This is a genomic window from Murimonas intestini (genome assembly GCF_024622195.1).
GTDB lineage: Bacteria > Bacillota > Clostridia > Lachnospirales > Lachnospiraceae > Murimonas > Murimonas intestini.
Window position 1 is genome coordinate 139,561 of record NZ_JANKBI010000005.1, and the last position, 24,282, is coordinate 163,842.

The 24,282-nt window shown below is 44.4% G+C and carries 21 protein-coding genes; 7 read left to right on the forward strand and 14 right to left on the reverse strand.

Annotation, left to right across the window (positions count from 1 at the left end; all coding sequences use genetic code 11):
• Positions 1-95 precede the first annotated feature (95 nt).
• From NSB28_RS10130 to NSB28_RS10165, 8 genes are all read right to left on the reverse strand, one after another.
• Positions 96-1,673 (reverse strand): sensor histidine kinase, encoded by a 1,578-nt coding sequence (locus NSB28_RS10130; protein WP_109625109.1) that lies wholly within the window; start codon positions 1,671-1,673, stop codon positions 96-98.
• Complete coding sequence (locus NSB28_RS10135) at positions 1,651-2,322, reverse strand: response regulator transcription factor (RefSeq protein WP_109625110.1); 672 nt, start codon at positions 2,320-2,322, stop codon at positions 1,651-1,653. The genes NSB28_RS10130 and NSB28_RS10135 overlap by 23 nt, the downstream gene beginning before the upstream one ends.
• A 94-nt stretch (positions 2,323-2,416) precedes the next feature.
• Positions 2,417-4,906 carry an ABC transporter permease gene (locus tag NSB28_RS10140; RefSeq protein WP_257497495.1) on the reverse strand — a complete coding sequence of 830 codons (2,490 nt, stop codon included), beginning with the start codon at positions 4,904-4,906 and terminating at the stop codon, positions 2,417-2,419.
• A gap of 4 nt (positions 4,907-4,910) precedes the next feature.
• Positions 4,911-5,585: an ABC transporter ATP-binding protein gene (locus NSB28_RS10145; RefSeq protein WP_109625112.1), complete on the reverse strand. Its 675-nt coding sequence runs from the start codon at positions 5,583-5,585 to the stop codon at positions 4,911-4,913.
• A gap of 1 nt (position 5,586) precedes the next feature.
• Positions 5,587-5,748 carry a hypothetical protein gene (locus NSB28_RS10150; RefSeq protein WP_257497496.1) on the reverse strand — a complete coding sequence of 54 codons (162 nt, stop codon included), beginning with the start codon at positions 5,746-5,748 and terminating at the stop codon, positions 5,587-5,589.
• Positions 5,749-5,933: 185 nt separating this feature from the next.
• On the reverse strand, positions 5,934-6,866 hold the full coding sequence (locus NSB28_RS10155; RefSeq protein WP_257497497.1) for a sensor histidine kinase: 933 nt from the start codon (positions 6,864-6,866) through the stop codon (positions 5,934-5,936).
• The gene (locus NSB28_RS10160; protein ID WP_109625114.1) at positions 6,863-7,543 is read right to left on the reverse strand and encodes a response regulator transcription factor; all 681 of its coding nucleotides are present in this window, start codon (positions 7,541-7,543) and stop codon (positions 6,863-6,865) included. Before NSB28_RS10160 ends, NSB28_RS10155 begins: the two co-directional genes overlap by 4 nt.
• 194 nt (positions 7,544-7,737) lie before the next feature.
• On the reverse strand, positions 7,738-8,361 hold the full coding sequence (locus tag NSB28_RS10165; RefSeq protein ID WP_109625115.1) for a 4Fe-4S binding protein: 624 nt from the start codon (positions 8,359-8,361) through the stop codon (positions 7,738-7,740).
• A gap of 323 nt (positions 8,362-8,684) precedes the next feature.
• Here NSB28_RS10165 and NSB28_RS10170 point away from each other — a divergent pair, with 323 nt between their 5' ends.
• The 4 genes from NSB28_RS10170 (at position 8,685) to NSB28_RS10185 (ending at position 11,364) form a co-directional block, all read left to right on the forward strand.
• Positions 8,685-9,149, forward strand: a complete 465-nt coding sequence (locus tag NSB28_RS10170; RefSeq protein ID WP_109625116.1) for an HIT family protein — start codon at positions 8,685-8,687, stop codon at positions 9,147-9,149.
• 301 nt (positions 9,150-9,450) lie between these two features.
• Complete coding sequence (locus tag NSB28_RS10175) at positions 9,451-10,224, forward strand: nitroreductase family protein (RefSeq protein ID WP_109625117.1); 774 nt, start codon at positions 9,451-9,453, stop codon at positions 10,222-10,224.
• A gap of 25 nt (positions 10,225-10,249) precedes the next feature.
• Complete coding sequence (locus NSB28_RS10180; protein WP_109625118.1) at positions 10,250-10,591, forward strand: ArsR/SmtB family transcription factor; 342 nt, start codon at positions 10,250-10,252, stop codon at positions 10,589-10,591.
• A gap of 20 nt (positions 10,592-10,611) precedes the next feature.
• Entirely contained in the window at positions 10,612-11,364 is a 753-nt protein-coding gene (locus NSB28_RS10185) for an EFR1 family ferrodoxin (protein ID WP_109625119.1), read from the forward strand.
• A gap of 111 nt (positions 11,365-11,475) precedes the next feature.
• Here NSB28_RS10185 and NSB28_RS10190 read toward each other — a convergent pair whose 3' ends face one another.
• Positions 11,476-12,777, reverse strand: coding sequence for an SLC13 family permease (locus NSB28_RS10190; protein ID WP_109625120.1), 1,302 nt, complete (start codon positions 12,775-12,777; stop codon positions 11,476-11,478).
• A gap of 36 nt (positions 12,778-12,813) precedes the next feature.
• On the reverse strand, positions 12,814-13,794 hold the full coding sequence (locus tag NSB28_RS10195; protein ID WP_109625121.1) for a uroporphyrinogen decarboxylase family protein: 981 nt from the start codon (positions 13,792-13,794) through the stop codon (positions 12,814-12,816).
• Between the two features lie 277 nt (positions 13,795-14,071).
• Here NSB28_RS10195 and NSB28_RS10200 point away from each other — a divergent pair, with 277 nt between their 5' ends.
• The 3 genes from NSB28_RS10200 (at position 14,072) to NSB28_RS10210 (ending at position 19,150) form a co-directional block, all read left to right on the forward strand.
• Positions 14,072-15,658 carry a helix-turn-helix domain-containing protein gene (locus NSB28_RS10200; protein ID WP_109625122.1) on the forward strand — a complete coding sequence of 529 codons (1,587 nt, stop codon included), beginning with the start codon at positions 14,072-14,074 and terminating at the stop codon, positions 15,656-15,658.
• Positions 15,659-15,798: 140 nt separating this feature from the next.
• Positions 15,799-18,201 (forward strand): glycyl radical protein, encoded by a 2,403-nt coding sequence (locus tag NSB28_RS10205; protein ID WP_109625123.1) that lies wholly within the window; start codon positions 15,799-15,801, stop codon positions 18,199-18,201.
• Between the two features lie 4 nt (positions 18,202-18,205).
• Positions 18,206-19,150 carry a glycyl-radical enzyme activating protein gene (locus NSB28_RS10210; protein WP_257497499.1) on the forward strand — a complete coding sequence of 315 codons (945 nt, stop codon included), beginning with the start codon at positions 18,206-18,208 and terminating at the stop codon, positions 19,148-19,150.
• Between the two features lie 106 nt (positions 19,151-19,256).
• On the opposite strand, the gene NSB28_RS10215 is transcribed toward NSB28_RS10210, so the two are convergent.
• The 4 genes from NSB28_RS10215 to NSB28_RS10230 all read right to left on the reverse strand — a co-directional run bounded on the left by NSB28_RS10215 (position 19,257) and on the right by NSB28_RS10230 (position 24,237).
• Entirely contained in the window at positions 19,257-20,567 is a 1,311-nt protein-coding gene (locus tag NSB28_RS10215) for an alpha-L-fucosidase (RefSeq protein WP_207708130.1), read from the reverse strand.
• Between the two features lie 35 nt (positions 20,568-20,602).
• Positions 20,603-22,306, reverse strand: coding sequence for an extracellular solute-binding protein (locus NSB28_RS10220; RefSeq protein WP_109625125.1), 1,704 nt, complete (start codon positions 22,304-22,306; stop codon positions 20,603-20,605).
• A 99-nt stretch (positions 22,307-22,405) separates the two neighbouring features.
• Positions 22,406-23,293: a carbohydrate ABC transporter permease gene (locus tag NSB28_RS10225; RefSeq protein ID WP_109625126.1), complete on the reverse strand. Its 888-nt coding sequence runs from the start codon at positions 23,291-23,293 to the stop codon at positions 22,406-22,408.
• Positions 23,294-23,310: 17 nt separating this feature from the next.
• Positions 23,311-24,237, reverse strand: a complete 927-nt coding sequence (locus NSB28_RS10230) for an ABC transporter permease subunit (protein ID WP_109625127.1) — start codon at positions 24,235-24,237, stop codon at positions 23,311-23,313.
• Between the last annotated feature and the right edge of the window lie 45 nt (positions 24,238-24,282).

The window sequence follows — 24,282 nt, forward strand, 5'->3', positions numbered from 1 at the left end:
TTCTTTTCTCATCCGCTCTCAATCCGGCGGATATCTTCCTTTTGATTGATTACAGATGTATCATAACAGGGATATTTGTATTCCTTTTGGCAGTTTTATGTGTTTTTCATGGAGAAGTAAAAACTTACCCCCTGATCTGTATTGCAGGCGCCAAACTGAGCCTGATGGTATTCCAGCGCCATTTTGACTATGTACAATCCCAGCCCGCTGCCTCCCATGCTGCGGTTTCTGGAGTCGTCCACCCGGTAAAAAGCATCAAAGAGCCTGGGGAGCGCTTCTTCAGGAATATGTATTCCTGTATTTTCTACCCCGCAGAATATCTCCCCTTCATTTTCCCGGGCACGGACCGTTATCCTTTCCCCTTCCGGTGAATAACGCACTGCATTCATAATAAGGTTCCGGAACACCTTATTCATCATAGATTCATCCGCCATACAGTATATATGCTCCGGAATCTCCACGTTCCAGTCCAGGCCCTTCTGCTCCATCAGCTCAACCATCTGGGCAAACTGCCGTCTGATGATCTCTGACAGGTCCAGTTTTTCTTTCTTTGTGATTCCTTCCTGGGCATCCATCCTGGATATGGTCAGTATTTCCTGCACCATCCCTTCCATACTGTCAGTGACCTCATAGGAACGCTCCAGATAATAATCTCTGTCCTGATATCCGTCCACCCTCTTAAGCATGCCGCCAATATGCCCTTTCAATATGGTAACAGGTGTCTTCAGTTCATGAGAGACAGCAGCAAAAAAAGCTGTCCTTTTCTGCTCCTGCTCTCTTTCCTTTTCCATATCACTTTTTAGCTGCCGGTTAGCCTCCTGCAGATTCTTAAGGGTCACGGAAAGCTTTTCTGATAAGGCATTCAGGTTCCTGGCCAGAATACCGACCTCATCCCGCCGTTTCTCGCTGCATTTCCTGTCAAACCGCAATTCTGCCATATCCTGTGATATGCTGCTGATCCTCCTGATGGGCGCAGCCAGATAAAATGCTGCCCCTAAAGCACAAATGAAAGAAGCTGCCGCTATAACTGCTATGATATATGGAAGAATACTTTTTAGAACTTCCACTGCCTGGCTAACCTGCTGCAAAGTCCCCCTGACCAGCATTGTATAAGCAGCATCCCCTACCTTTATACTGTAGCTCTTTGTGCCTGCGCCCTCCACTGTATATATATCGGATGCTTCTGCTGTAACCTGCATCTGTTCAGCGGATGCCGCACTGACATCATGTACTTCCTCTGCGGCATTCTGCACCTGTTCAGCGGATGCCGCACTGCTGTCATGCGCTTCCTCTGCGGCCTGCTCATCAGTAATTCCCACGCCAGCCATATCCATATCACTGACGAGATCCTTACTGACCGATTCTTCATATACTGCCGTCTCCCTGGCAGGATAGACCTCATTGCCTTCCTCATCTAAAATGATTACAGAAGCCTGGTGGTCCGCCTCGAAATAATCCAGCACACTGACAGCATTTTCGACAGAATCATGTCTTTCTAATTCTTTTTTCAGATCCTCAGCCGCCTGTCCCAGTTTCTCTTCCAGCTGGTTCGTGTACACTGCAGGCATCATCCTTGCAATGCACAGATAAGTGATTCCGCTTATAAGACAGAGCAGCAGGCATGTGAGCAGGAATATCTTTACTGAAAGACTACTTCTGACATTTTTTTTCAACTCTGTATCCCACCCCTCTGACTGTCTGTATATAATCACTGTCCATCTTTTTCCTCAGGTTCTTAATATGTGTATCTACAATGCGCTCATCCCCGAAATAATCCATCCCCCAGACTTCGTCCAGAAGCTGCTGCCTGGTAAATACTCTTCCTTTGTTTGCCAAAAATGTCCTCAGCAGCTCAAATTCTTTCTGCGTAACCTCTATCTCCCTCCCCTCCTCATACACATGGTATCCCTCCAGATCCATTTCCAAAATTCCATGCCTGAGGCGCCCGGCCGCCTGGCCTTTCCCTGCCCTTCTGAGGACTGCAGCGATCCTGCACATCAGCACAGGCATATCAAAAGGCTTGGAGATATAATCATCCGCAAGAAGCTTCAGCCCCCTTACCTGGTCCTCCATGCTGTCCCTGGCCGTCACCATGATAATAGGCACGTCAGACTCTCTGCGGAGCAGTTCACAGACTGCAAAACCATCTATTTTGGGCATCATAATATCTAAGAGCACCAGGTCCGGATTTCCTATATGGAATGCAGCTATCCCCTCCACACCATCACCAGCCAGCGAAACACTATATCCTTCTGCCGTCAGGTAATTTTTAAGAACCTCCTGAATATCTTTATCATCCTCGATCACTAATATTTGCAGCATCGTTTCCCTCCATTGTCTGTGGAGTAAATGCACAGACCTGCTGAATAGTTACAAAGAATTATACCATACCTTTATGTAATTTTCATGGAGCGGTTTATGAATCTCTGATTCTCTCAATAACGCTGGCCTTTTTAACCAGCACCTGATATGCCGCCATAGGAATCCCGGTACAGACAGCAGTGATCAGCAGGATACTGATTATGACCGGATTCAGAGGAACCGTGAATGGAGCATGCATGGTATTCATAAACTGGAAAATCATATAAGTGGTCCCCAGCCCGGCAGAGACGGTAAACAGGATTGTCAGGCCCGCATACAGCAAGCCTTCGCAGAACAGCATCCTGCTGGTCTGTCTGCCTGTCATGCCGATACTTTCAAGCACAGACAATTCCTTCAGCCTGTTCCTCAAATTACTGATCGTCGCATTAATATAATTCATCAGCCCGATAAATCCTACCAGAACAGCAATACCAACACCGAATATCATGATATTGCCCTGAGTATTCCTTAGATTCTCTCTTATCTGAATCCTTGATTCTATGCTGGAATCAACAGCACATGAATCGTTTTGCACAACTTCTCTTATCTGCTGCTCTGTATTTTCATCGTACCTTTCCCTGTAGTGCAGGGCTATCCTCTGCCTGTAAGCATCTGTCATGATCTTATTGAGCCATCCGCTGCTTACAATGATATTTGGTCCATAGCCTGTAAATCTCAATATATCCATACTATCTGTCACAGCTGCTATTTCTATCTCCTGCATGAAGCCTTCCCCATTTTTCTGGGGATAAAACTGCAGCTTCTGCCCAACCAGAAAGTCATCAGACAAATCAAGCATACTTCTGTATATCAGACAGCATTCCCCATTGTAAAACTTCTGCGGACCCATAGGGTTTTCCAGCCCTGCATTTATTTTTTCAAACTCTTCATTATCAATACCCGCCATCACAGAATAAAACTTTTCCGGATTATCCCTGTACTCTTCTGGATCATATGGTACAGCCATGGACGTGGCATAAAATTCTCTCATCCAATCATCCGGCAGTCCCTCTTTCCACGGTACTATAATGTCTGCTGCATACGTTACATGCACAGATTCCACTCCCTCAATCTGTTCCAGTCTGTCCACAAATTCCTGTTCAAATATCTGCTTATATTCGGAGCGGTTAAATTTTGTAAAGGTATCATTTTCTATTACCAGATCCGAATCCAGATAAAATGGAAATAATGTACGCGCTTCCTGGCTCTGGATAAGTGTCATAATACATAAAAACAAAGATGCGGAGAGTCCCATGGAAAGGACAACAACCGCTGTCCTCTTCTTTTCCCTTTGCAGATTCCTGCATGCAATATTAAAGACAGGACAGCCTTTTCTGATTCTCTTATGTTTCTTACCTGCATGTCCGCCTGCAAATCTGGATGCTTCAATAGGTGAAACACTTCCGGCTATCTTCGCTGGCTTCCGGCTGCCCATATAGATTGTGATCCCTACAAGTATTGCCGCCAGCACATAGATCCATGGACGGAAACGTACTTCAATCACACCTTCGTTTTTTATGCCAAGCCCTCTGAGAAGTTCAGGGAGCAGAGCCATTGAAATGCTCCCTCCCAGCAGCAGCCCGGCTGTGATTCCCACACTGCCCATATAGTACATCTGACGGAACAAAAAAGAGCGGATCTGCCTCTCAGTCATACCAACCGTCTGAAGAAGCCCATAGTACCTCACGTGGCTGGTGACAGACAGATAAAGTATATTATAGATCAGAAGATACGCACTGCAGAGGGTAATCAGGACAATTCCTCCCATCCCTGTGAGTACCTGCAGCTGTCCCCCCGCTCCGTCAGTAATAAAAAAAGCCTGCTGCTTTCCCAGCTGAAGAGCTTCTTCAAATTTCTCCTGTTTCTTCTCTGACCATATCCAGTCCCGGAATCCCAGATACATACTGCCTGACAAGACATCTGAAAGGCTGGATCCGCTTTTCTTAAAAAAGGCTTCCGAGACATATGCCTCTTTGTCCTGATAATAATCCTGAAAAATGCCGCTTATGGTAAATGTATTCCTGTGGAGCCCGGTCTCATCTTCAAAAACAAGTTCCAGGGAAGAGCCTATCTTCATCCCCTCTTCTCCGCATTCTTTAAGGGCCGCCTCTGATATCATCAGTTCATCTTCTTTTTGGGGATAAGATCCTGTAACATACTGAAGTGCAGGCTTCTTCTGCTTTTCCCAGAATACATCATTACACCAGATAAATTGTGTATGAAGGGTGTCATCCCTCCCATTGCTTTGGACCTTTCCGCACTTTGCCTTCAGCCCCACATACTCTATCTCCCTGTCTTCTCTGCATGATCGGATCTGCTTCTCACTGACTCCTCCCATTACTACCGCATCATGCTTTGCACCATACTGGCGTATATTCTGGACCCGGCTGGCCTGGTAATAAGAAGCTCCCAGTGTCAGCACCGCAGAGACCATAAATGCTGAGAGTACTACCGCAATAATGATAAACGCATTTTTTCTCCTGTTTCCTGAAAGTGAATTCCGGGCCATCCTTGAAATAATTCTCTTATTATTATTTGTCAGCACAGACTCATCTCCCTTCAGCGATCCGCCCATCCTCGATACGGACGATCCTGTCTGAGAGCTGTGCAATATCTTCATCGTGTGTGATCACTACAAGTGTCTGCCTGAACCTTTTGGCTGTAGATATGAGAAGCCCCAGTACATCGTGGCTGGAAGCGCAGTCCAGGTTTCCCGTCGGTTCATCTGCCAGCACGATCGCCGGTTTTGCAGACAGTGCCCTTGCAATGGCCACACGCTGCTGCTGCCCGCCAGATAGTGTATTTGGCATCGCCTCCTTCTTGTCTGACAGCTGAAGCATATCTATCAATCCCTCAATATAATCCTCATCCACATATCCCCCATCCAGTTCAATGGGAAGCACAATATTCTCATACACATTCAGGTCCGGAATCAAATTATAACTTTGAAATACAAATCCAATCTTCCTTCTCCTGAAAATAGTTAACTGTTCCTTTTTCATTCTTCCCAGGTTCCTGCCATCTACGACAACTTCCCCGTCCGTGGGGGTATCCAGTCCGCCCAGCATGTGTAAGAGGGTAGATTTACCGCTGCCTGACTTACCTATGATTGCCGTGAATTCCCCCTCCTTAACCAGAAAATCCACACCGTCCAAAGCCTTCACTATATGCTTTTCCATTTTATAATATTTCTTCAGTCCTGTTGTTTTTACAATCTCTTTCATTTTATCCCCCAATCTGCTGACGGCTATAGCTGTTTCGTATCTCTTCCTCCGCCTCCATCTCTGTGACGGGCTCTTCCCCTGGTTCCCTTGCCTGCCTGCACGATACCGCCAATACAAAAATGCATATCAAAGTCAAAAGTGCCGGAAAACATCTCTTCTTCATATTTCCTCCCATCCGGGGGACAAACTGCCCTGCCTGATAATATCTCCGGACCGCAGATCAGCCGTCTCACCTTGTTTCCTTATTCCTGTTTACACTTTTACTTTATTATACAAAAATCACAGACCTGTCTCAGTTTCCAATCTTCACAAAATTGTGACTAATTCTTCTGCAATCCGCTGCAGCCTTTATCTGGGCAGGTAGATCTGAAATACCGATCCCTTCCCCTTCTGAGATTTAACTTCTATATATCCCTGCTGCATTGTAATGATCTCTCTGGACAGATAAAGACCTATTCCCACTCCCTCCTGGTCATGGACATCCTCCTCCCTGTAAAAACGCCTGAATACCCTCCCCAGATTCTCCTCAGCAATTCCCTTACCTGTATCTTTTATACTGATCTTTACAAATATTTCCTGCTGAACCACAGATATACTTATTTTTCCTCCTGTTTCGGTGTATTTGACTGCATTATCCAGAATATTATAGACGGCCTCCTCTGTCCACTTCCTGTCATGGTTCACAGTCAGCTTCTCCGGACAATCCACAAATACCTGTATTCCTTTCAGTTCCGCCTTGGCCCGAATAGCCGCCAGCGCATTCCCGATTGTCTCGAAAACAGGTGCCGGAGTCTTTACTATCTTCAGAACTCCCGTCTCCAGCCGGGACATCTTCACCATTGACCTGATGAGAAAGTCAAGCTTTTCTACCTGACCGTCAATCAGCTCCAAAAAATCCTGTGCCTTCTCCCGGCTGTTTTCTCTGTTCTCCAGGATCTCCAGATACATTTTCATATTTGCCACAGGCGTCTTCGTCTGATGAGAAATATCGGAAATAAGAGCCTGGATCTGTTCCTTTTCCCTGCGGGCGCTCAGAGCATATTCCTGTTTCATCTCATAAAGGCGCTTCAGCTTCGTCTGAAGCCTGGAGAGCACATCTTCCCCTGTCTCCTCAAATTCCAGGCCATCTTTTCCACTGATCATTTCTTCCAGGCACTTATCCATCTTGTCCACAAAATGATAGATATCTTTCTTTAATCTCCAATACCTGAAATATAAAAAACCGGAGGAAAAAAGAAGTACCAGAATTACTGCGCCCATTGCCGCCCCTGCTCCGCTCATTCTCTCTCACCTGCCCACTGGTATCCCATGCCATATACATTTGCAATATATACATGGCCGTTTCCCTCCAGCTTACTTCTCATCCTGTTCACATTTACGGCTAACGCATGCTTATCAATAAACAATCCCTCCACTCCCCACACATTTTCTATAAGGACTTCGTGGGTAAGCAATTGTCTGCGGCTGCTTAAGAATACCTTCAGAAGCCTGTACTCTGTAGGCGTCAGGTTCACCTTTTCCCCGTCCTTTAAGACTTCCATCTCATCCAGTCTTACAAAGAGATGCCCGTCATCGTAGTCCGGCTGGCCTGCCCCGCCAATCCTCCTGAAAACGGCAGCGATTTTTTTTCTGAGCAGCACCATGCTGAACGGTTTTATGATATAGTCATCCGCGCCCAGGTCATATCCCTGCACCGCATCTTGTTCCAGATCCCTGGCCGTGACAAACAGGACAGGAACCTCTTTTTTTCTATCCTTCACCCACCTGCAGAATTCGAACCCGTCTCCGTCCGGCAGGTTCACATCCAGAAGTATAAGGTCTGCGGAATGTATTTCAAAAAGCTTCTTTCCCTCTGCAATGTTGAATGCAGGACGTACCAGATACCCTTCCGCCCCAAGGTCATATTGCAGCCCCTGGTTTAATGCAGGGTCATCTTCCAATATCATGATCTGTTTCATGCTGCGTTCTCCCAAAATTTGATTTTTCGTTATAGATGTTCGTATGTAACTGTGTAGGCTGAACCATTGCGTTATTTCTTGTTACTTTTATTATAAAGTCCTGGTAATTAAAAAGCAAATCCTCAAATATCACATGTTTGAGATATTTGAGGATCTGCTTTTTACCTGCGCGGTACAGATTTGATGCCGCAGCTTTACTGCGTGGCCTTTGACTTATACAGGCTTCTGACAGCATCAACCGGACAGATTTCCCGGCATGCCCCGCACTGCAGGCAGTTTGATGCATTAATTATACAGGGAGTCCCTTCCGTAATACATTTCTGAGGGCAGACTGCAGTACACGCCCCGCATCCGGTACAGGCATCTGTTATCAAGTATCCTGCCCTCTCTTCCTCCATTCCATAAGAAAATGATTCCCTCCTTATAGGATAATGAAGCAGATCAAACCACTCCCCGCTTCCCTGATATATAAGAAATGCATCCAGTATATATCTTGTATCTCCCGGGTAGACTTCATTCATGCCTGGATTCTGTTCAAATACTTCATCTACCCACTTCTTTTCCGCCATTTTGACCTTTCCCCAGAATTTCAGGGACTGGCAGTCGGGGCACATGGCGCTAAGAGCTATCTCCCCTGTCTTAACGAGCTGGCTGTAGAACGGCTTTCCCTTAGAAGTTACAATATACATTCCCTCGTCCGATGCTATCATGATATTTATGATCCTGCTGCGGGGATGGCCGCCTTCATCTACAGTCGCCGCTGAAGCTATCTTTACCTGCCGGAACATATCCACGTATTTTCTTGCTTTCTCATCCATCTGCTTTTCCTCCGTTTCTACTGCAGTGTTTCTTTGACTATATTTATTCTATACCTGGAATCTGCGGGAGTAAAGCAGGCACAATTAAGTGGGATAGTTACCTTCCGGATACCTTGGCGTGTGAATAGTAACCTTGGCAGTTACCCTTTCCGCAATAATATGGAATTTAGTTGTAAATATACTGCTTAGATTGTATAATAATTTAAATTCTTAAGTTTACGATATTCTTCAGATTGTATAATCATACAGTGTTATTCATTCTGTAAATTATTATTGAACCAGAATTTCCATATAAACATTAATTGGTAAACAGGGAGAAAATTATGTGTATAGTTTGTGACAGGATTTCCATGATAAAAAATGGAACAAACCCTTATTTTGTTAAAGAATTAGAAACTGGATATGTAGTAATCGGCGATAATCAGCATTTCAAAGGATATACATTATTTTTATATAAGGAACATGTAAATGAATTATACCAGCTTAATCATTCAACGAAATTAAAATTTTTAGAAGAAATGTCTCTCGTTGCTGAAGCTGTCCAGAAAGCGTTTAAGGCAGAAAAAATGAATTACGAATTACTCGGTAATGGTGACTCTCATATGCACTGGCACTTATTTCCACGCCGAAAAAACGATTTAGGAATTTATGGAAAAGATGGACAGGGACCTGTATGGTGGTATCCCAGAGAAAAAATGTATTCTTCTGCAGCTGAACCAACTGAAAACGAGTTAGAAGTAATGAAATCTTCTCTCTTGACTGAACTTAATTCTCTTCTTGCAAAATAAATATTTAGTATTATTTACACTTACTGTTTCCTGCACTGTCCGGCTCACCCCAGTAAAAGGAACATCTATTTTTATTATAAAGTGTTTTGTATTTGTACATCAAATTTCTGTTATTCATACCCCACTTTTATCGTTGGGCATGATTTTTTTCACATTCCATATTTCATTTGAAATTGCTTTCAGCGATAGGATTTCCGCACTCTTCTTTATTTATGGTAACGACTTTCTTTACGGATAATGCAATTTCCATCATCTCTGTTATAATGGTTAAAGAATGTTAACGAAGGAAGGGAGCATTATTATGTCAAACCATGTAATAAGTATATCAAAAGATAAATGCATTGGATGCAGTATGTGTGTGAAGGACTGCCCGGCAAATAATATAAGGATCAAAAATAAAACTGCCTGCATCATTTCAAATGACTGTGTCATGTGCGGACACTGCACGGCAGTCTGTCCGAAGGGCGCAGTCACGATCAGCGGTTACGAGGAGCAGCCGGCTGAGAAAAGCAGAGAGGTACGCCTGAATCCTGACGATGTACTGGACACCATACGTTTCCGGCGTACTGTCAGACAATTCATAGATAAAGAAATTCCCGACAGTGTTCTGCAGCAGATCCTGGAGGCCGGGAGACTGACTCACACAAAAAAGAATATGCAGGACGTTTCTTTTTTCGTATTAAAAAAGGAAAAATCAAATCTGGAACATCTGGCAGTCAATCTTTTCCGGAAGCTGAAACCTTTTGTGAATCTGTTCAGCCCTATGTCCCGCAGGGTAGAAATTACAGACAGCTTTTTCTTTTTTAATGCGCCGGAGGTCATTGTTATCGTATCCTCCAGCAGTATAAACGGGGCACTCGCAGCACAGAATATGGAATTTGCCGCGGAGGCAAATGGTCTGGGGGTACTGTACAGCGGGTTTTTCACAATGGCTGCCAACAGTTCACGCAAGATCAAAAAAATACTTGATCTACCCAAAGGGAAAAAAGTAATTACCACCCTAGTTCTTGGATATCCTAAGGTTAAGTACCATCGTTCTGCCCAGCGTGAAAAATTAAATGTTAAATATTTGTAACTGTAAAAGTACAAAGGTGGATAAAATGGAAAAAGAATGCAAAGAACGGGTTGAAAAAATAACTCGGGGATTTCAGGAATGCCGGAAAGCATTTACTGCAATCGGAGATGAGACAAGGCAGCTGATTCTTCTGGTGCTTCTGCAGAGTGATCTCTCTGGTATACGCGTAGGCGAGATTGCAGAAAAGACTCACCTGACAAGACCTTCTGTCTCTCATCACCTGCAGATTTTAAGAAGTGCGGGTATCGTAAGCATGCGCAAAGACGGCACTAAAAATTATTATTATATCTGTGAGGATGAAACACAGTGGAAATCCATCGCAGACCTGGTAAATCTCATATATGAAAGTGTGACAACCATCCATTAATTAAAAGGAGCTGATAAATTATGATTATATTTTTCTCTGGAACAGGCAACAGTGAATATGCTGCCAAAAAAATAGGAAAGGAGATCAATGACAGCGTTCTGGATCTCTTTGAAAAAATACGGAACTCAGATTATTCTGCTGTTGCATCTGAAAAACCCTGGATACTTGTAGTTCCCACTTATGCGTGGCGGATTCCCCATATCATACATGACTGGCTGATGAAGACAGAATTGTCAGGAAACCGCAGTATCTATTTTGTAATGACATGCGGAGGATCCATCGGCAATGCAGGCAGTTATCTGAAGAAGCTCTGCAGAGCAAAAGGTCTGAACTATATGGGATGCGCTGCCATCACCATGCCGGAAAACTACATTGCGCTTTTTACCACTCCTGGAAAAGAAGAGGCCTTAAAGATCATCGAACAGGCTGATAACAAAATATCTGATGTGATACGCTATATAAATAAAAACACATCCATTCCAGATGCCGGGATAACCTTTAAAGATAAAATAAGCAGCGGCCCGGTAAACAATATTTTTTATCCTCTGTTTGTCCACTCTAAAAAATTCTATTCCACAGATGCCTGTATATCCTGCGGAAAATGCGAGAGGGTCTGTCCGCTTGATAATATACGGCTTCAAAACGGAAAACCAGTATGGGGCAAAAACTGTACCCACTGTATGGCCTGTATATCCAGATGTCCGAAAGAGGCAATTGAGTACGGCAGCCACAGCAAGGGTATGCCAAGATATACCTGTTCTAAAGTCTTATAAACCGATGTCAGGGGCAGCCGCTGTTAAAAGCGGCTGCCCCTGACATTCTAACTTTAAATGTATGTGCATCTACTACACAGACTTCTGAATAGTTACCTTTAAACTTTGTACTTAAATATGGAAAAATGAAAATACGCCAATGGTAGCCAGAACCGCACATATTAATGGAATAACAAGTGAAGCAACTATCATGCCATTAGGCAGTACATTTTCCTTTACATCCTTATCCGCACAGCTGGCAATTGTCAGCGCTCCACCTGTTGAGAACGGTGACATGGCTGTTGACAGCCCGCCTATATAGATACATGCAAACAGCATGACGGGATTTAACCCCAGGGATGCTGCCAGTCCGGGTACCAGCGGATACATCAGCGGCATAACTGTTGATGTGCAGCTGGAGAAGAAGCTTAAGAAAGCTGCAAACAGGATCAGGAATGCCGGAACCAGGAATTTCGGAATAGTACCGGAGAGCAATGATGCCATCGCGTCTACTAAGCCTGCTTCCTTTGCCACACAGATCAGAGTGTATACACCAACGATCATAACAATTGTGTTGATTGGAATAGATTTGATAACTTTTTTCTCATCACCAATTTTCATCAGTACACATACAAGCGCACCTATAAACATGATGACCTGCGGCTGGCAGAAATTAGCCACTGCTGCTACAACATCATTTTTTACCCAGGCATTTAAAAGAGCCGGTACGACCATAAATGCAAATGCTATCAATACGATAACCATTGTCTTTTTCTGCAGCGGATTGAAAGCCTCCGGCTTCTCCACTGCCACTCTTTTAGCCTTATAACCTTTATAGAAGATATAAAAAATAACTACTGAAAGGATAAAAGCTATACATGAATTCAGCCAGACAAAGTTCCCTGCTGCATTCACCTCTGAAGCGCTGTAATTACATGCTTCAATCAGAGATTTAGAAATCATACCGCCGTAACCGTTGTAAATATTTCCAGATCCAATAGTATTTCCATATCCGATGCAGACTGCGATCAGGACTGGATTTACATTGGCGCTGAGTCCGATAAGGAACAGGAAGGGACCTACGATAACTGGTGTAGATGCGCCAGCCCCAAGACCTCCAACAACTAAAGATACTAAAAAGATGGCAAGCGGAATCAGTTTGGCATTTCCATTTAAAGCGTACAGGATCTTATGTCCCAGCACATCCATAGTTCCGTTGTCGTTTGCATACGTAAAAAACAGTGAAATTGAGATCAGATAGAATACGATAGTCGTCGGCCAGAAATTAATGATATCGCCGGCTTTCATACCCATAACGCCTATACCGATTACAAATGCACATACCATGGCGATGATACCGGTATTCTGTTTAAACTTCCATCCAATCACAATAGAAACAACAATTGCTATCAGGCATAACCACATTGCAAGCATTTCTTATCCCCCTTTTATCATGTCAATATTTTTGTTTTAAGCAGGACCGTGGGCAGCTTCCGCCGCATACCTAAGTCCTTCTTCACGAAGCAATAAAACCCTTCTCATCGTTTCCTCCGGTGTAGCCCCCTGCACGATATGGTTGCCCATAATAAAGCTGCCATAAGGGCCATACGTATCGATCACCCGGTGGACCTCGCCGATCATCATCTCATCTGTGGCGTCAATGCCTGCAGGAGCACCAAAGGAATCAAATCCGCCGATCAGTGTGATCTGTTTACCATATTTCTTTAAAATACCCACTATATCATTTGCCGGATCGACTGAACTCCAGGCAACTGCGCCCTCCCTGATAAACTCTTCTACAAGTGTCTCTGCCTTGCCGCAGCAGTGCTGTATCGGCCTGGCGCCAATTGCATAAATTGCATCATTAATCATTTTGTGGGAAGGCTGGATGAATTCACAGTACTGCTCCCGTGACAGGAACAGTCCTGACGCATAACCAGTATCATCAAATGTGACCACAAAATCAGGATGATAGTATTTCCCTATGTATTCAATATACTCAATACGGTATTCTGTGAATGCTTTCAGGAAATCCTTGCAGTGGTCCGGCTCATCCATCAGTGCATAAGTCAGCTCCTCAAGCCCCATCAGGTCCAGGAACCGCTCAAACGGCCCATTGCCCATACAGTATTCCATGAACTGGGTATCTCTGTCCAGGCCCTTTAACTCCTTCTCCGATTTTTCCGCCCAGTCTACTGCCTTCAGATCCGGAAATCTGACTTGATTTTTCCAGTCAGTTATATCTGTCAGTACATAGTTTCCGGGTACAGGTGTCTGTCCTCCGATCCCAGACGCCCACAGACATCCAAAGCCGTCAAGTCCGCCGCCAGCCGGTCCCTTTTCCCATACATCCCCCAGTCCTACATTGTAGCGGACAGGTTTTGAATAGACAGGCACCTGTTCAGGCATCCCATGGCGCATGGCAATGTCGTAATTCTCTTTTAATGTCATTAATACATCTGCATCTCCCTTCCCATTTTGTTTTATTTCGTACAGTATACCATGTGCCTGTCATATTGTATCTTTTTGTAAGGTGTTTTCCAAAAATCATGGCAAAAACGTACAGTTTTTTTTAATTTCTTATGCACAAAAAGACATTTTTTCATAATTTCCTGTCGAATAATGCTGTATATGTGGAAGATAATAAGCTATACTAGATAATAAATATATACATAATAACAAGAGTCCAGATACAATCACTTATAAATCACAAAACCAGGAGGTCTCTATGGCTATTTTTGATCTGTTAAAACTTAAGCTGCAGGAAGATATTATTTTCTCAAGGTTTTCCGGCAAAAATTTCCGGATTGAGTCTGTCGATATACTCACTGAAAAAACTGTACTCTGCGACAGGATGATCTGCATTTCTAATGAAAAAACCGCCAGTTCTATTATCCAGACAAGGAAAAGCCAGTGCTCCGGCATCTCTGCTATTTTTCTTGTGTCAGCACAGCCTTCTAAAAACCGTGTGCTCCAGGAACTGAGTGAAAAATATAATTTAAATATTATCATGGCCAGCCGTTCTGAGAATGAGCTGAATCTGGCTGTGACACAGGCCATGAACTACTATCTGTCTGCCTCCCGCTTTTTTAAAAAGCTGTGGTCCTGCCAGGATATGGTACAGGTTATCAACCAGGTCTCAAAATTCCTGGGGGAAGAGGCCCTGGTGATGAACAGTTTCGGGAATCTGGTATACCAGACTGCCAATTTCAACACAAGCATCAAAGCCCATATCACCAGGCAGTTTCATGACATCTGTTCCGGCACGGATAAAGACAGTTTCGACCGCTGCAGGATCGGAAATATGCCTGAGACTCCTTTTATCTATGTAAAACTATGGCAGAGCAATTTCCTGTATGGTATTTTGTTCATTACCACTTCCAACCATACCATACATGATTACCGCTGGCTTTTGAAGCATCTCTTTGACTGTCTTACCAGGCTGATTTATTCTGATACCCGGACAAATCCCAATGTGCCGCCCAGATTTTCTATCATCTGGAAAGAGATCATGGACAAACGTTTCAGCTCATCTGAGGAACTCAGGAACCGTTTTCTTCACTCCGGATACAGGATCGATACATTCTCCCGCCTGATGGTGGTCCAGATGAACCAGCCCACAGAACAGCTGGAATATCTGTACCTGCAGCTTTATCCACTATTGAAGAACTTTTTCCCTGACAGCCAGATCACCCTTTATCTGGGCACCATTGTAATCCTTAACTGGGAAGCAGAGCGCAATTACAATCTGTCTCTCTCACCGGAGATAGCGGTTCAGTTAGAAGAGCTGCTGAAAAAATATAACAGTTATATCTGTGTGGGCTGGGGAACCCGTGATATGAGCTGGCTTCCGGCCCTGTACAACTTCAGCCACAAGGTACTCTATCTGCACTACCAGATCGAAGATAAATATCAGGAATCCCGGATCATCCACTATGGCAACTACTGTCCAATGCTCATCACCGACCTGTGTGTGCAGCACGCCCGGACTGAGGGCAGTACAAAGAGTGTGATGCTGCTGTGCCATCCTGCTGTCATCAACCTTTACCGCTATGACCTGAAGCACAAGACAAATCTGGAAAACACCCTGTTTCATTATCTGATCAACCATCACAGCCTTGAGCAGACAGCTGCCAGCCTTTTTATGCACAGGAACACAGTAGTAAATAAACTGAGGAAAATAAAAGAGCTGGTCTCCATGGACCTGACCGCCCCCGAAAACCAGCCCCATCTTATTTTCTCACACTATGTCCTGCACTACTGCATCAGCATGGTGGATCCCGGGTTTGTAACTACATACCCGTTAAACAGATAGTCACAGATTTAACCAGAATATCTGTACTTTGCGACCAGATGTTATATTTTCTGAAAACCTTCCATAGATATGCGTGCGTGACTTATGTTAAGCTTTCGCTATAGAATCATAATTATCATGAAATCAAAGGAGGTTTCCAAATGAATGAACGAGTCAAAAAGATGAAGGACAGCCTTCGTATCAGCAAATATCCGCTTTGTATCGAACTGTTCCGGCTGGCTAACGAATCTCTGGATTCAACTGCCGGGGAGCCCATGATTACCCGCCGCGCCAAACTGCATGAGCATATTCTTGACAATATCACGATCTTTATAGAGGAGGATGACCTGATCTGCGGTTCAGGCGCCAGCAAGCCCTTTGGTATGGAGATGCAGTATGAGTATGGGGTATGGACAAAGGATGAAGTAGAAGCTCTGAAAAGTGAGATCTATACGATTGATCCCAAAGATGAAGAAGAACTCTACCAGCTGAACGAACGTTTTGCAGGAAATGCATTAAACAGCAACCTTGTTGACGCACTCTCCCAGTCTCTGGGAATGAATGACAGGATGTGGCCTTTTATGAAATCCGGCGTCATTCTCCCCCCGTGGAAAGACAGGAAAGGCGGCTCCGGAGGAGGATTTGCCATGTCCGGCTACGGCCTCGGCCCCGGCTTCTTCCTTGTCTGCATTGATTATGAGCGTATATTAAAGGAAGGCGCTAAATCAGTCATTGCTGAAGCTGAGCAGTGCCTGAAAAATCTGCGCTATACTTCCGGGGACAGCATTGATAAACAAAATTATTGGGAGGCTGTTATCCGTGTCTTCAAGGCATGGGTACGCTTTGCCGGCAGATATGCCGATCTCGCCAGACAGATGGCTGCTGAAGAGAAAGACGAAGGCCGAAAAAAAGAACTGCTTGAAATGGCCAGAATATGCAGCAAGGTGCCGTATGAGCCGGCTGAGACCTTCCCTGAAGCTATCCAGTCCTTCTGGTTCACCTTCCTTCTGGCATGTCCGTCGCCCACAACTACAGCCGGAAGATTTGACCAGTATATGTATCCTTACTACCGCCATGATATTGATGCCGGCCTGTTGACTGATGATGATGTCCTGGAATATCTGGAGATCATGCGCTGTAAAACCATGAAGATCAACCGTGTATCCGGAAAAGCAAACCGGGCTAAAAACTCCGGTATGGCTAAATGGTATAACTGGACCATCGGCGGTGTTGATAAGGACGGCAATGATGTGACGAATGAATTATCCTATCTGCTGCTGGAATCAGCCAGGGATACACAGCTGCCCCACTTTACAATTACAGTCCGGGTTCATGAAAAAACACCGGAAAAGCTCATGGTCAAGGCTCTGGATGTAGTAAAGACAGGTCTTGGCATGCCTGCCTTTTTAAGTGACAAGAGCTACATCAATTTCTTCCTTGAGGGAGGCATGTCCATAGAGGATGCCAGGGATTACTGCGCAACCGGCTGTGTGGACGGCAATATACCAGCAAAGACAAGAAGCCAGGTTGTAACCTTTTTCATCATAGCCCAGGCCTTTGATGTGTTCATGCACAATGGCTTCTGCCGTTTTACAGGTGAAAATGTGGGGATCCCCACAGGCGATGTGACTCAGATGAAAACCTTTGAGGAATTTAAGGATGCCTTTTTCGTTCAGTTTGATTATCTGATGCATATGGCAGCCGAGCGCAATAATGTAGAACTCATCGCAGAGCGCCGTCTCTTTCCTGACCCGTTCCGTTCCGCTCTGATGAAAAACGGAGTCTCCTGCGGCAAGGATATGCTGGACCGCCACTTTGATTTTGAAAACGGCAGTCTTCTGGGTGCAGTCGGCGGCGTTAATACAGGTGACTCACTGGCCGCTGTCAAGACTCTGATATTCGACCAGAAAAAATACACGATGCAGGAGCTTCTCACTGCTCTTGATAATAACTGGGAAGGCTTTGATGAGATGCATTCAGACTTTATCAATGCTCCAAAATACGGCAACAATGATGATCTGCCCGACCAGCTCGTTTCAGAAGTATATAAGTTTTTTGCTGACACCTGCCACCGCATGGATACTGCTTATGACGGCAAGGTAACGCCGAATGCCATATCCATATCTGCCCATCAGCCCGGCGGAGCGTGTACAGGAGCTACCCCGGACGGCCGCAGGAGCGGAGAGATCCTGGCGGATGCCTCTCTGTCCCCGGATCACGGAAAAGACCACAATGGCCCTCTGGCAGTACTCTTAAGCGCCATGAAAGTAGATCAGGACCCGTACCAGGGTACACTGCTGAATATGAAGTTCCATCCTTCTGCGCTGAAGACTGCAGATGATGAAAAGAAGCTGGCCTCCATGATCAAGACATATTTGACAAACGGCGGCAAACACATCCAGTTTAATGTAGTAAACCGCCAGGAGATGACAGACGCCAAGATCCATCCTGAGGAACATCCTGAACTTGTAGTGCGTGTTGCCGGATACAGCGCTTATTTCACCCGCCTGAGCGGAGCAATACAGGATGAGGTCATTAACCGTACATCCTTTGAGCAGGTGTAATATTATGGAGCTGGCAAAAGAATATCTGCACCTTGCTGCACCTGTATTTAATATACAGACATATTGTATACATGACGGCCCCGGCATCCGTACCACAGTATTTGTCAAGGGATGTCCCTTGAGATGCCTGTGGTGTGCAAATCCGGAGTCCAATACTTCTTCTCCCCAGCTGCTGACATACCGTGAAAAATGTACAGGCTGCGGCATATGTGCCGCGGCCTGTCCGCAAAAAGCGATACATATGGAGCTGGAAGATGAAAAGCGCTTTGCCGTCACTGACCGCAGCCTATGCACCTCCTGCGGCGCCTGCACCGGAAAATGCCCTTCCCAGGCCCGGGAGATTGCCGGTAAAATGACGACTGTGCAGGAATGCTTAGATAAAATAATGGAGGATAAGCTCTTTTTGGTCAGTTCCGGGGGCGGAATGACAATAAGCGGAGGCGAGGCATTAAGCCACCCCGACTTTTGTGAAGCGCTGCTTTATGCCTGCCATGAAAATGGCATCAGCACAGCAGTCGAATCCTGCAGCTATGGAAGCCGCGATGCCATCGACCGGATATACCGCTTCGTGGATCTGGCTCTGCTGGATATAAAGCACATGGATTCTGCGCAGCATAAGCGTCTGACCGGCGTGCCTAATGAGCTGATCCTGGAGAATATCCAATATATCTGCCATTCCCTTGGGGTGCCTGTATGCATACGGATTCCGGTAATACCGGGCTATAATTCAGATGCCTCCAATCTGGAAGCCACGGCAGAATTTGTGAAAAATAAGTTAAAAGCAGACGTCCCGATCCATCTGCTCCCCTATCACCGCCTGGGTCTGTCCAAATCGGAAAGCCTGGGGCAGCAGGGCGCAGATGACATAGAGGTCCCTGATGACTCTTTTATGGAAAAATGCAGGGCCGTGGTAGAAAGCTGCGGAGTTTCTGCAAAGATCGGAGGATAAACTGAGACAGCGCAGGTCTGCGCTGCGGTTCCTAAAAAGCTCCCGGGAGAGAAAATCCGGGAGCTTTACTATATATAGAGCGTAACAGTTTTATATTTTACTGGTACTATTCAAAAACCCTTCCACCATTCAGCTGCGGCAATATACTGAATGAATGATATTCCGGTTCTTCCTCGAATTCCATATCAAGTACCGCCACACCCGCAACTTTGTCAGGGCTTGTTTTTGGCAGACCATACAACCTGATCCTCTGATTCTTCTCATCATACACAAAAGGTATCTCCTCGCCTGTAGACAGAACCTTTACTGACCTGGGGCTGTTAAAATATCCGCCGACTCCCATCTCTCCATTAGAAGGCCAGATATAGTTCCACAGATAGATATGTCTCCCATCTTCTGACTGGCTTGAAAAGGTAACACCATTTCCACGTGCCGGAAACCCATCTACTATCTTTTTATGAATACCATAGACAGCCGCCTCATTCTGTGAGAGCCATTTTCCAGTCTGCCTGAGCGGCTCCCAGGCATCTTCCGGCACGCTTCCATCCGGTGCCGGCCCAATGTTTAAAAGTAGATTTCCGCCTTCCCTTGTGCAGATGTTCACCATTCTGATAATACGCTGGGCATTATAGGCATATGGCTCTGCCTGTTTTGCATCCAGGTACCCCCAACTGATATCGTTGAAAGTCATGCAGGCTTCCCAGTCTCTGGTCTGTGATTCCACAGCTCCCTCCGGTGTGCCAAAGTCTTCCTCCAGCTTACTGCGGTCATTAATGATTATATCTGGCTGCAATGCCCGCAGACGTTGGTTACGGGCCAGAGAATCCCAACCCTCCCAGCTTTCCATTGGACTGGAGACATCATACCACAGCAGATCGATTTTGCCATATTTCGTTAAAAGCTCTGTATTCAGTGCTTCTATATACTCTGTAAAACGCTTTCTGGCTTCTGTGTCAAAGGCACATTTCCAGCTGTCAGGATGATGCCAGTCCATCAGTGAAGAATAAAATCCTATTTTTAGCCCATATTCATGGCAGGCATCTACAAACTCTTTTACAATATCTCTATGGCAGCCGTAATTGACGCTGTTAAAGGGATTTGTCTTAGAATCCCACAGTGAAAACCCTTCATGATGCCTCGTGGTCAACACCATATACTTCATACCTGCTTCTTTTGCCAGCTTTGCCCATTCCCTGCAGCATCCTTCTATAGGCTGAAAAGAGTCCGCCAGTTTTTCATATTCATCCTGCGGGATATTTTCACATGCCTGGACCCATTCATTACGCCCCAGTACAGAATACAGTCCAAAATGCACAAACATTCCAAAGCGCGCCTCTCTCCACCACTTCATCCTCGCATCACGGGTATTGGCAATCTGTACTGCATACTCATTTTTTGATAAAAGCTTCATATCCATCCTTCAACTTTTCCTCCTTATCGATCTTTTTATACTTACTTCAGGGATTTCAGTGCTTCCAGTGCCTTTTGGTTTGCTTCTTGATTCCAGCGGTAAAATTCTGTAAATTCCATTTCTTCCAGCTCCTTGTTTCCTGTTTCCCAGTTTTTTTCAAACTCCTCGTCTGTCTCAGATAAAATAAGTTTAGCAACAAAATCCAGGCTGTAATTTTCAATTTTACCTTTAATTAACTTTATATCATCTGGCATATCCGGCATCAATGCCTGCCAGGTGGTGTTAAAGAACTGGATATTACATTTTCCCTCTTCTGCTGCCTTCTGAAAAGCTTCACCCGGATAACTGACCTGATAATAATCGCAAAAGCCTTTGTCAACTTCCGTCACACGCTCCTTCATAGCTTTTTCAGAAGTCATAAGGTCAATATAATTCCCGTCTTCATGTTTAGTGTTTGGCGAGAGCCCTACCAGACTATGGTAAATCCCCACTCCTGTTTCTAACGGATAATTTGGATTATTCAGCCTCTCCTGAATTGTTTCTGAAGTTAATTCTCTCTTTCCATCTTCCATTGCCCAGTCTATCCCCTCGATACCGTCATAAAATAAATTAGCGCCTTCCAGAGTATATAGATAATTGATAAGCTCCATAGCTTTTTCCGGATACTTACAATTCTTAGATATCATTAAGACACGGTCACATGAGCCTGCAAGAATGGAACCGTAACCTTCCCATACCACAGGCGCAGAACCTGGAATCAGAAAATATCCGTCTCCTCCGGCCTGAGGAGCAAGCACCTGATTGTTTTTCCTCTTTGTTTCGTAGTCAGTATACTTCATGGTAAAAGATTCCGGGTCATATATTCCTCTCTGATATGCCTGATTATACATTTTGAATGATTCCTTGCACAATACTGCCTCTTCTCCAAACATGGGCTGCAAATTTCCTTCTGCATCAAAGATATAGAAGTCACCATTCATATATCCTCTCGAAAAACAATATGGTACGATAAATGGCCATATTCCCCAGTCATTCCAACCACAAAAAGCATATACAGATTTGCCGTCTTCCGTCTTCGGATGAGCTGTCTGGATTTCTTCCAGCACATCCAAATATTCTTCAGTTGTTTTGAATTCAGGGTATCCTGCTTCCGCATAGAAATTCCACGGGACCATAGGACCATAGACATAATTATACTGCGGAGCCACATCGTCCTTTACCAGGTAATTTCCTCCTATCAGCCCATAGAGTGTCCCTTTAAATTTTTCTGGTGTAATATAATTTTTAGAAAATTCTAAACTGTCCGAAGCATTTTTTATAATATCCTGACCGTACTGTGATACCAGATCATCCAGGGCTATAACATGTCCGCCTTCAATATATGTATCAATTTCTGTTGAGTACACTTGTATGATATCCGGTAAATCACCGGCTGCCAGAGAAGTTGCATTAATGCTGTCATCTGAATGACTGTAATCTACAAGCACTCCAAACTTGTCTTCCACAGCCTTCATAACCCGGTTATCTTGTATTCCCGGGATTGGATCAGGTGCTGTAATCCTTACTGTTAATGTGATAAGCTCTTCATCGGAAGAAGGCTCTGCTGCCTCTGAAGTCACGCTTCCAGTTTCCGCCTTTTCCTGAATTTCTGTTTTTCCGCACCCTGTCAAAGCTCCAGCTGCCACAGCAACCGTCATAACCAGTGCGCATCCCTTTGTAAAATAGTTTCCTAAATACCTTTTCATATTCCTTCTCCTTTTCTTTTTATTATTCGCAGCTGTCCGGGATAGCTATCCGGCCAGTTACTTTCTTTTTTCTGTATCTTCCAGTACAGGATAACAGTACTAGCCCTTAACTGCCCCCATCATTATACCTTTTGTAAAATAACGCTGCATGAATGGATACACTATAATAATCGGCAAGATAGTAATTACAGTTATGGCTACCTTCAGTGACATAGGTGTTGTCATCTGCGAAGCTCTTCCTGCTGCCAGGTCAAGATTGGACATATTCTGGAGAACCGAGGAAGAATTCAGATAATCATACAGTACAAGCTGCAGAGTCTTAAGTCCCGCTTTCGTGTTGTACAGCTTATTATCAAACCAGGAGTTCCATTGTCCGACCGCTGTAAACAGTGCTATAGTCGCTATGATAGGTTTAGACAAAGGAAGCACTATTTTCCAGTAAACAGATAAGGTCCCCGCTCCGTCCAGCATAGCTGACTCCCTCAGTGAAGCAGGAAGAGATTCTATATATGTCTTGATCAGTATTATATAATAGGCTACTGCCAGCCCGGGAATAATATACACCCAAAATGAATTTGTCAGATGCAGCCCTTTAATAACAAGATAGACTGGTATCATACCTGCGTTGCAGTACATTGAAAAAATACAAAGCCTGTATATAAAGGAACGGAACCACATCTCCGGTATAGACACCAGATATGCAAAAAAGGAGCAGGCCAGCACGGTTCCCACTGTGCCAATAAGTGTCCTCAAAACAGATATAAATATAGCATGGGGAATGTCATTAAGTTTAAACAACGTGATGTAAGACTGCAGGCTGAAGCCTTTAGGCAGGAGAGAAATCCCCTGTTCTGCCAGCTTAGCATCACTGATAGAATATATAAATACATAATAAAATGGGAAAATACAAAGTATTGTAATAATGCCTATAATCAGATAATTAAATATATCAAATACCCAGTCCTGCCTTTTTTTCTTTTTCTTCATTTAGCGACTCTCCTCTCTTAGAAAATTGATTCCTTTCGTATTTTCTTGGACATCCAATTGGCTCCTACCAGTAATAACACACTGATTAAACTTTTAGACATGCCTACGACAGTAGAATACGAATACAGATTCTGTCCTATTCCAAGATTATAAACATACACATCCAGCACATTGAGTTTCGAAGACACCATTGGGTTGGAAAATGCAAAGTATTGATCAAAACCATTACTCAGAATATTACTGATACTCAGCAGCAGCAATACGAAATATGTAGGCAGCAATCCAGGTAATGTAATATGTCTTATTTCAGCCAGCCGGCCCGCACCGTCCACTCTGGCCGCGTCGTACAGTTCCTGGCTTATTCCTGCTACTGCCGCAATATAAATGATTGCCGACCACCCCAGGTTCTTCCACATGCTCAACGCCGTCTGGAACCACCATGCAATTTTTTCGTTTCCTAAAACATTCACTCCTGTATTCAGTATCCCTATTTTTGTCAGCAGATTATTTACTATCCCTTCATTAGAGAAAATGGCGAATGCAATTCCATAAACAATAATCCAACTTACAAAGTTTGGAAGAGTAGTTGCCGTCTGCACGAACTTCCTGACTTTATTGCTCCGGATCTCATTAAGCATAATGGCAAATATCATAGGCACCCAGGAAAAAAGCAGGTTCAATCCGCTGAGTACTAACGTATTGCGAAGAACGATACTAGTCTGCCTCCAGTCTTTAAAGATCTCCATAAAATATTTCAATCCCACAAACTCACAATCCAGCAGATTTAGTCCAGGTTTATAATTAAAGAAACCGATAATCCATCCTGCCAGTGGCAGATAGGAAAATACTATGAAAAAAAGTACAAAGGGCAGAGAAAGTAAAAAAGGTGTTCTCCCGCGTTTTGTCAGCCCTCCAGTTTTTTTACCGCTGATTTTCTGATACATTTTCATATCCTCCTTCCATCTGCTATAGATTATATCAGCGTTTCC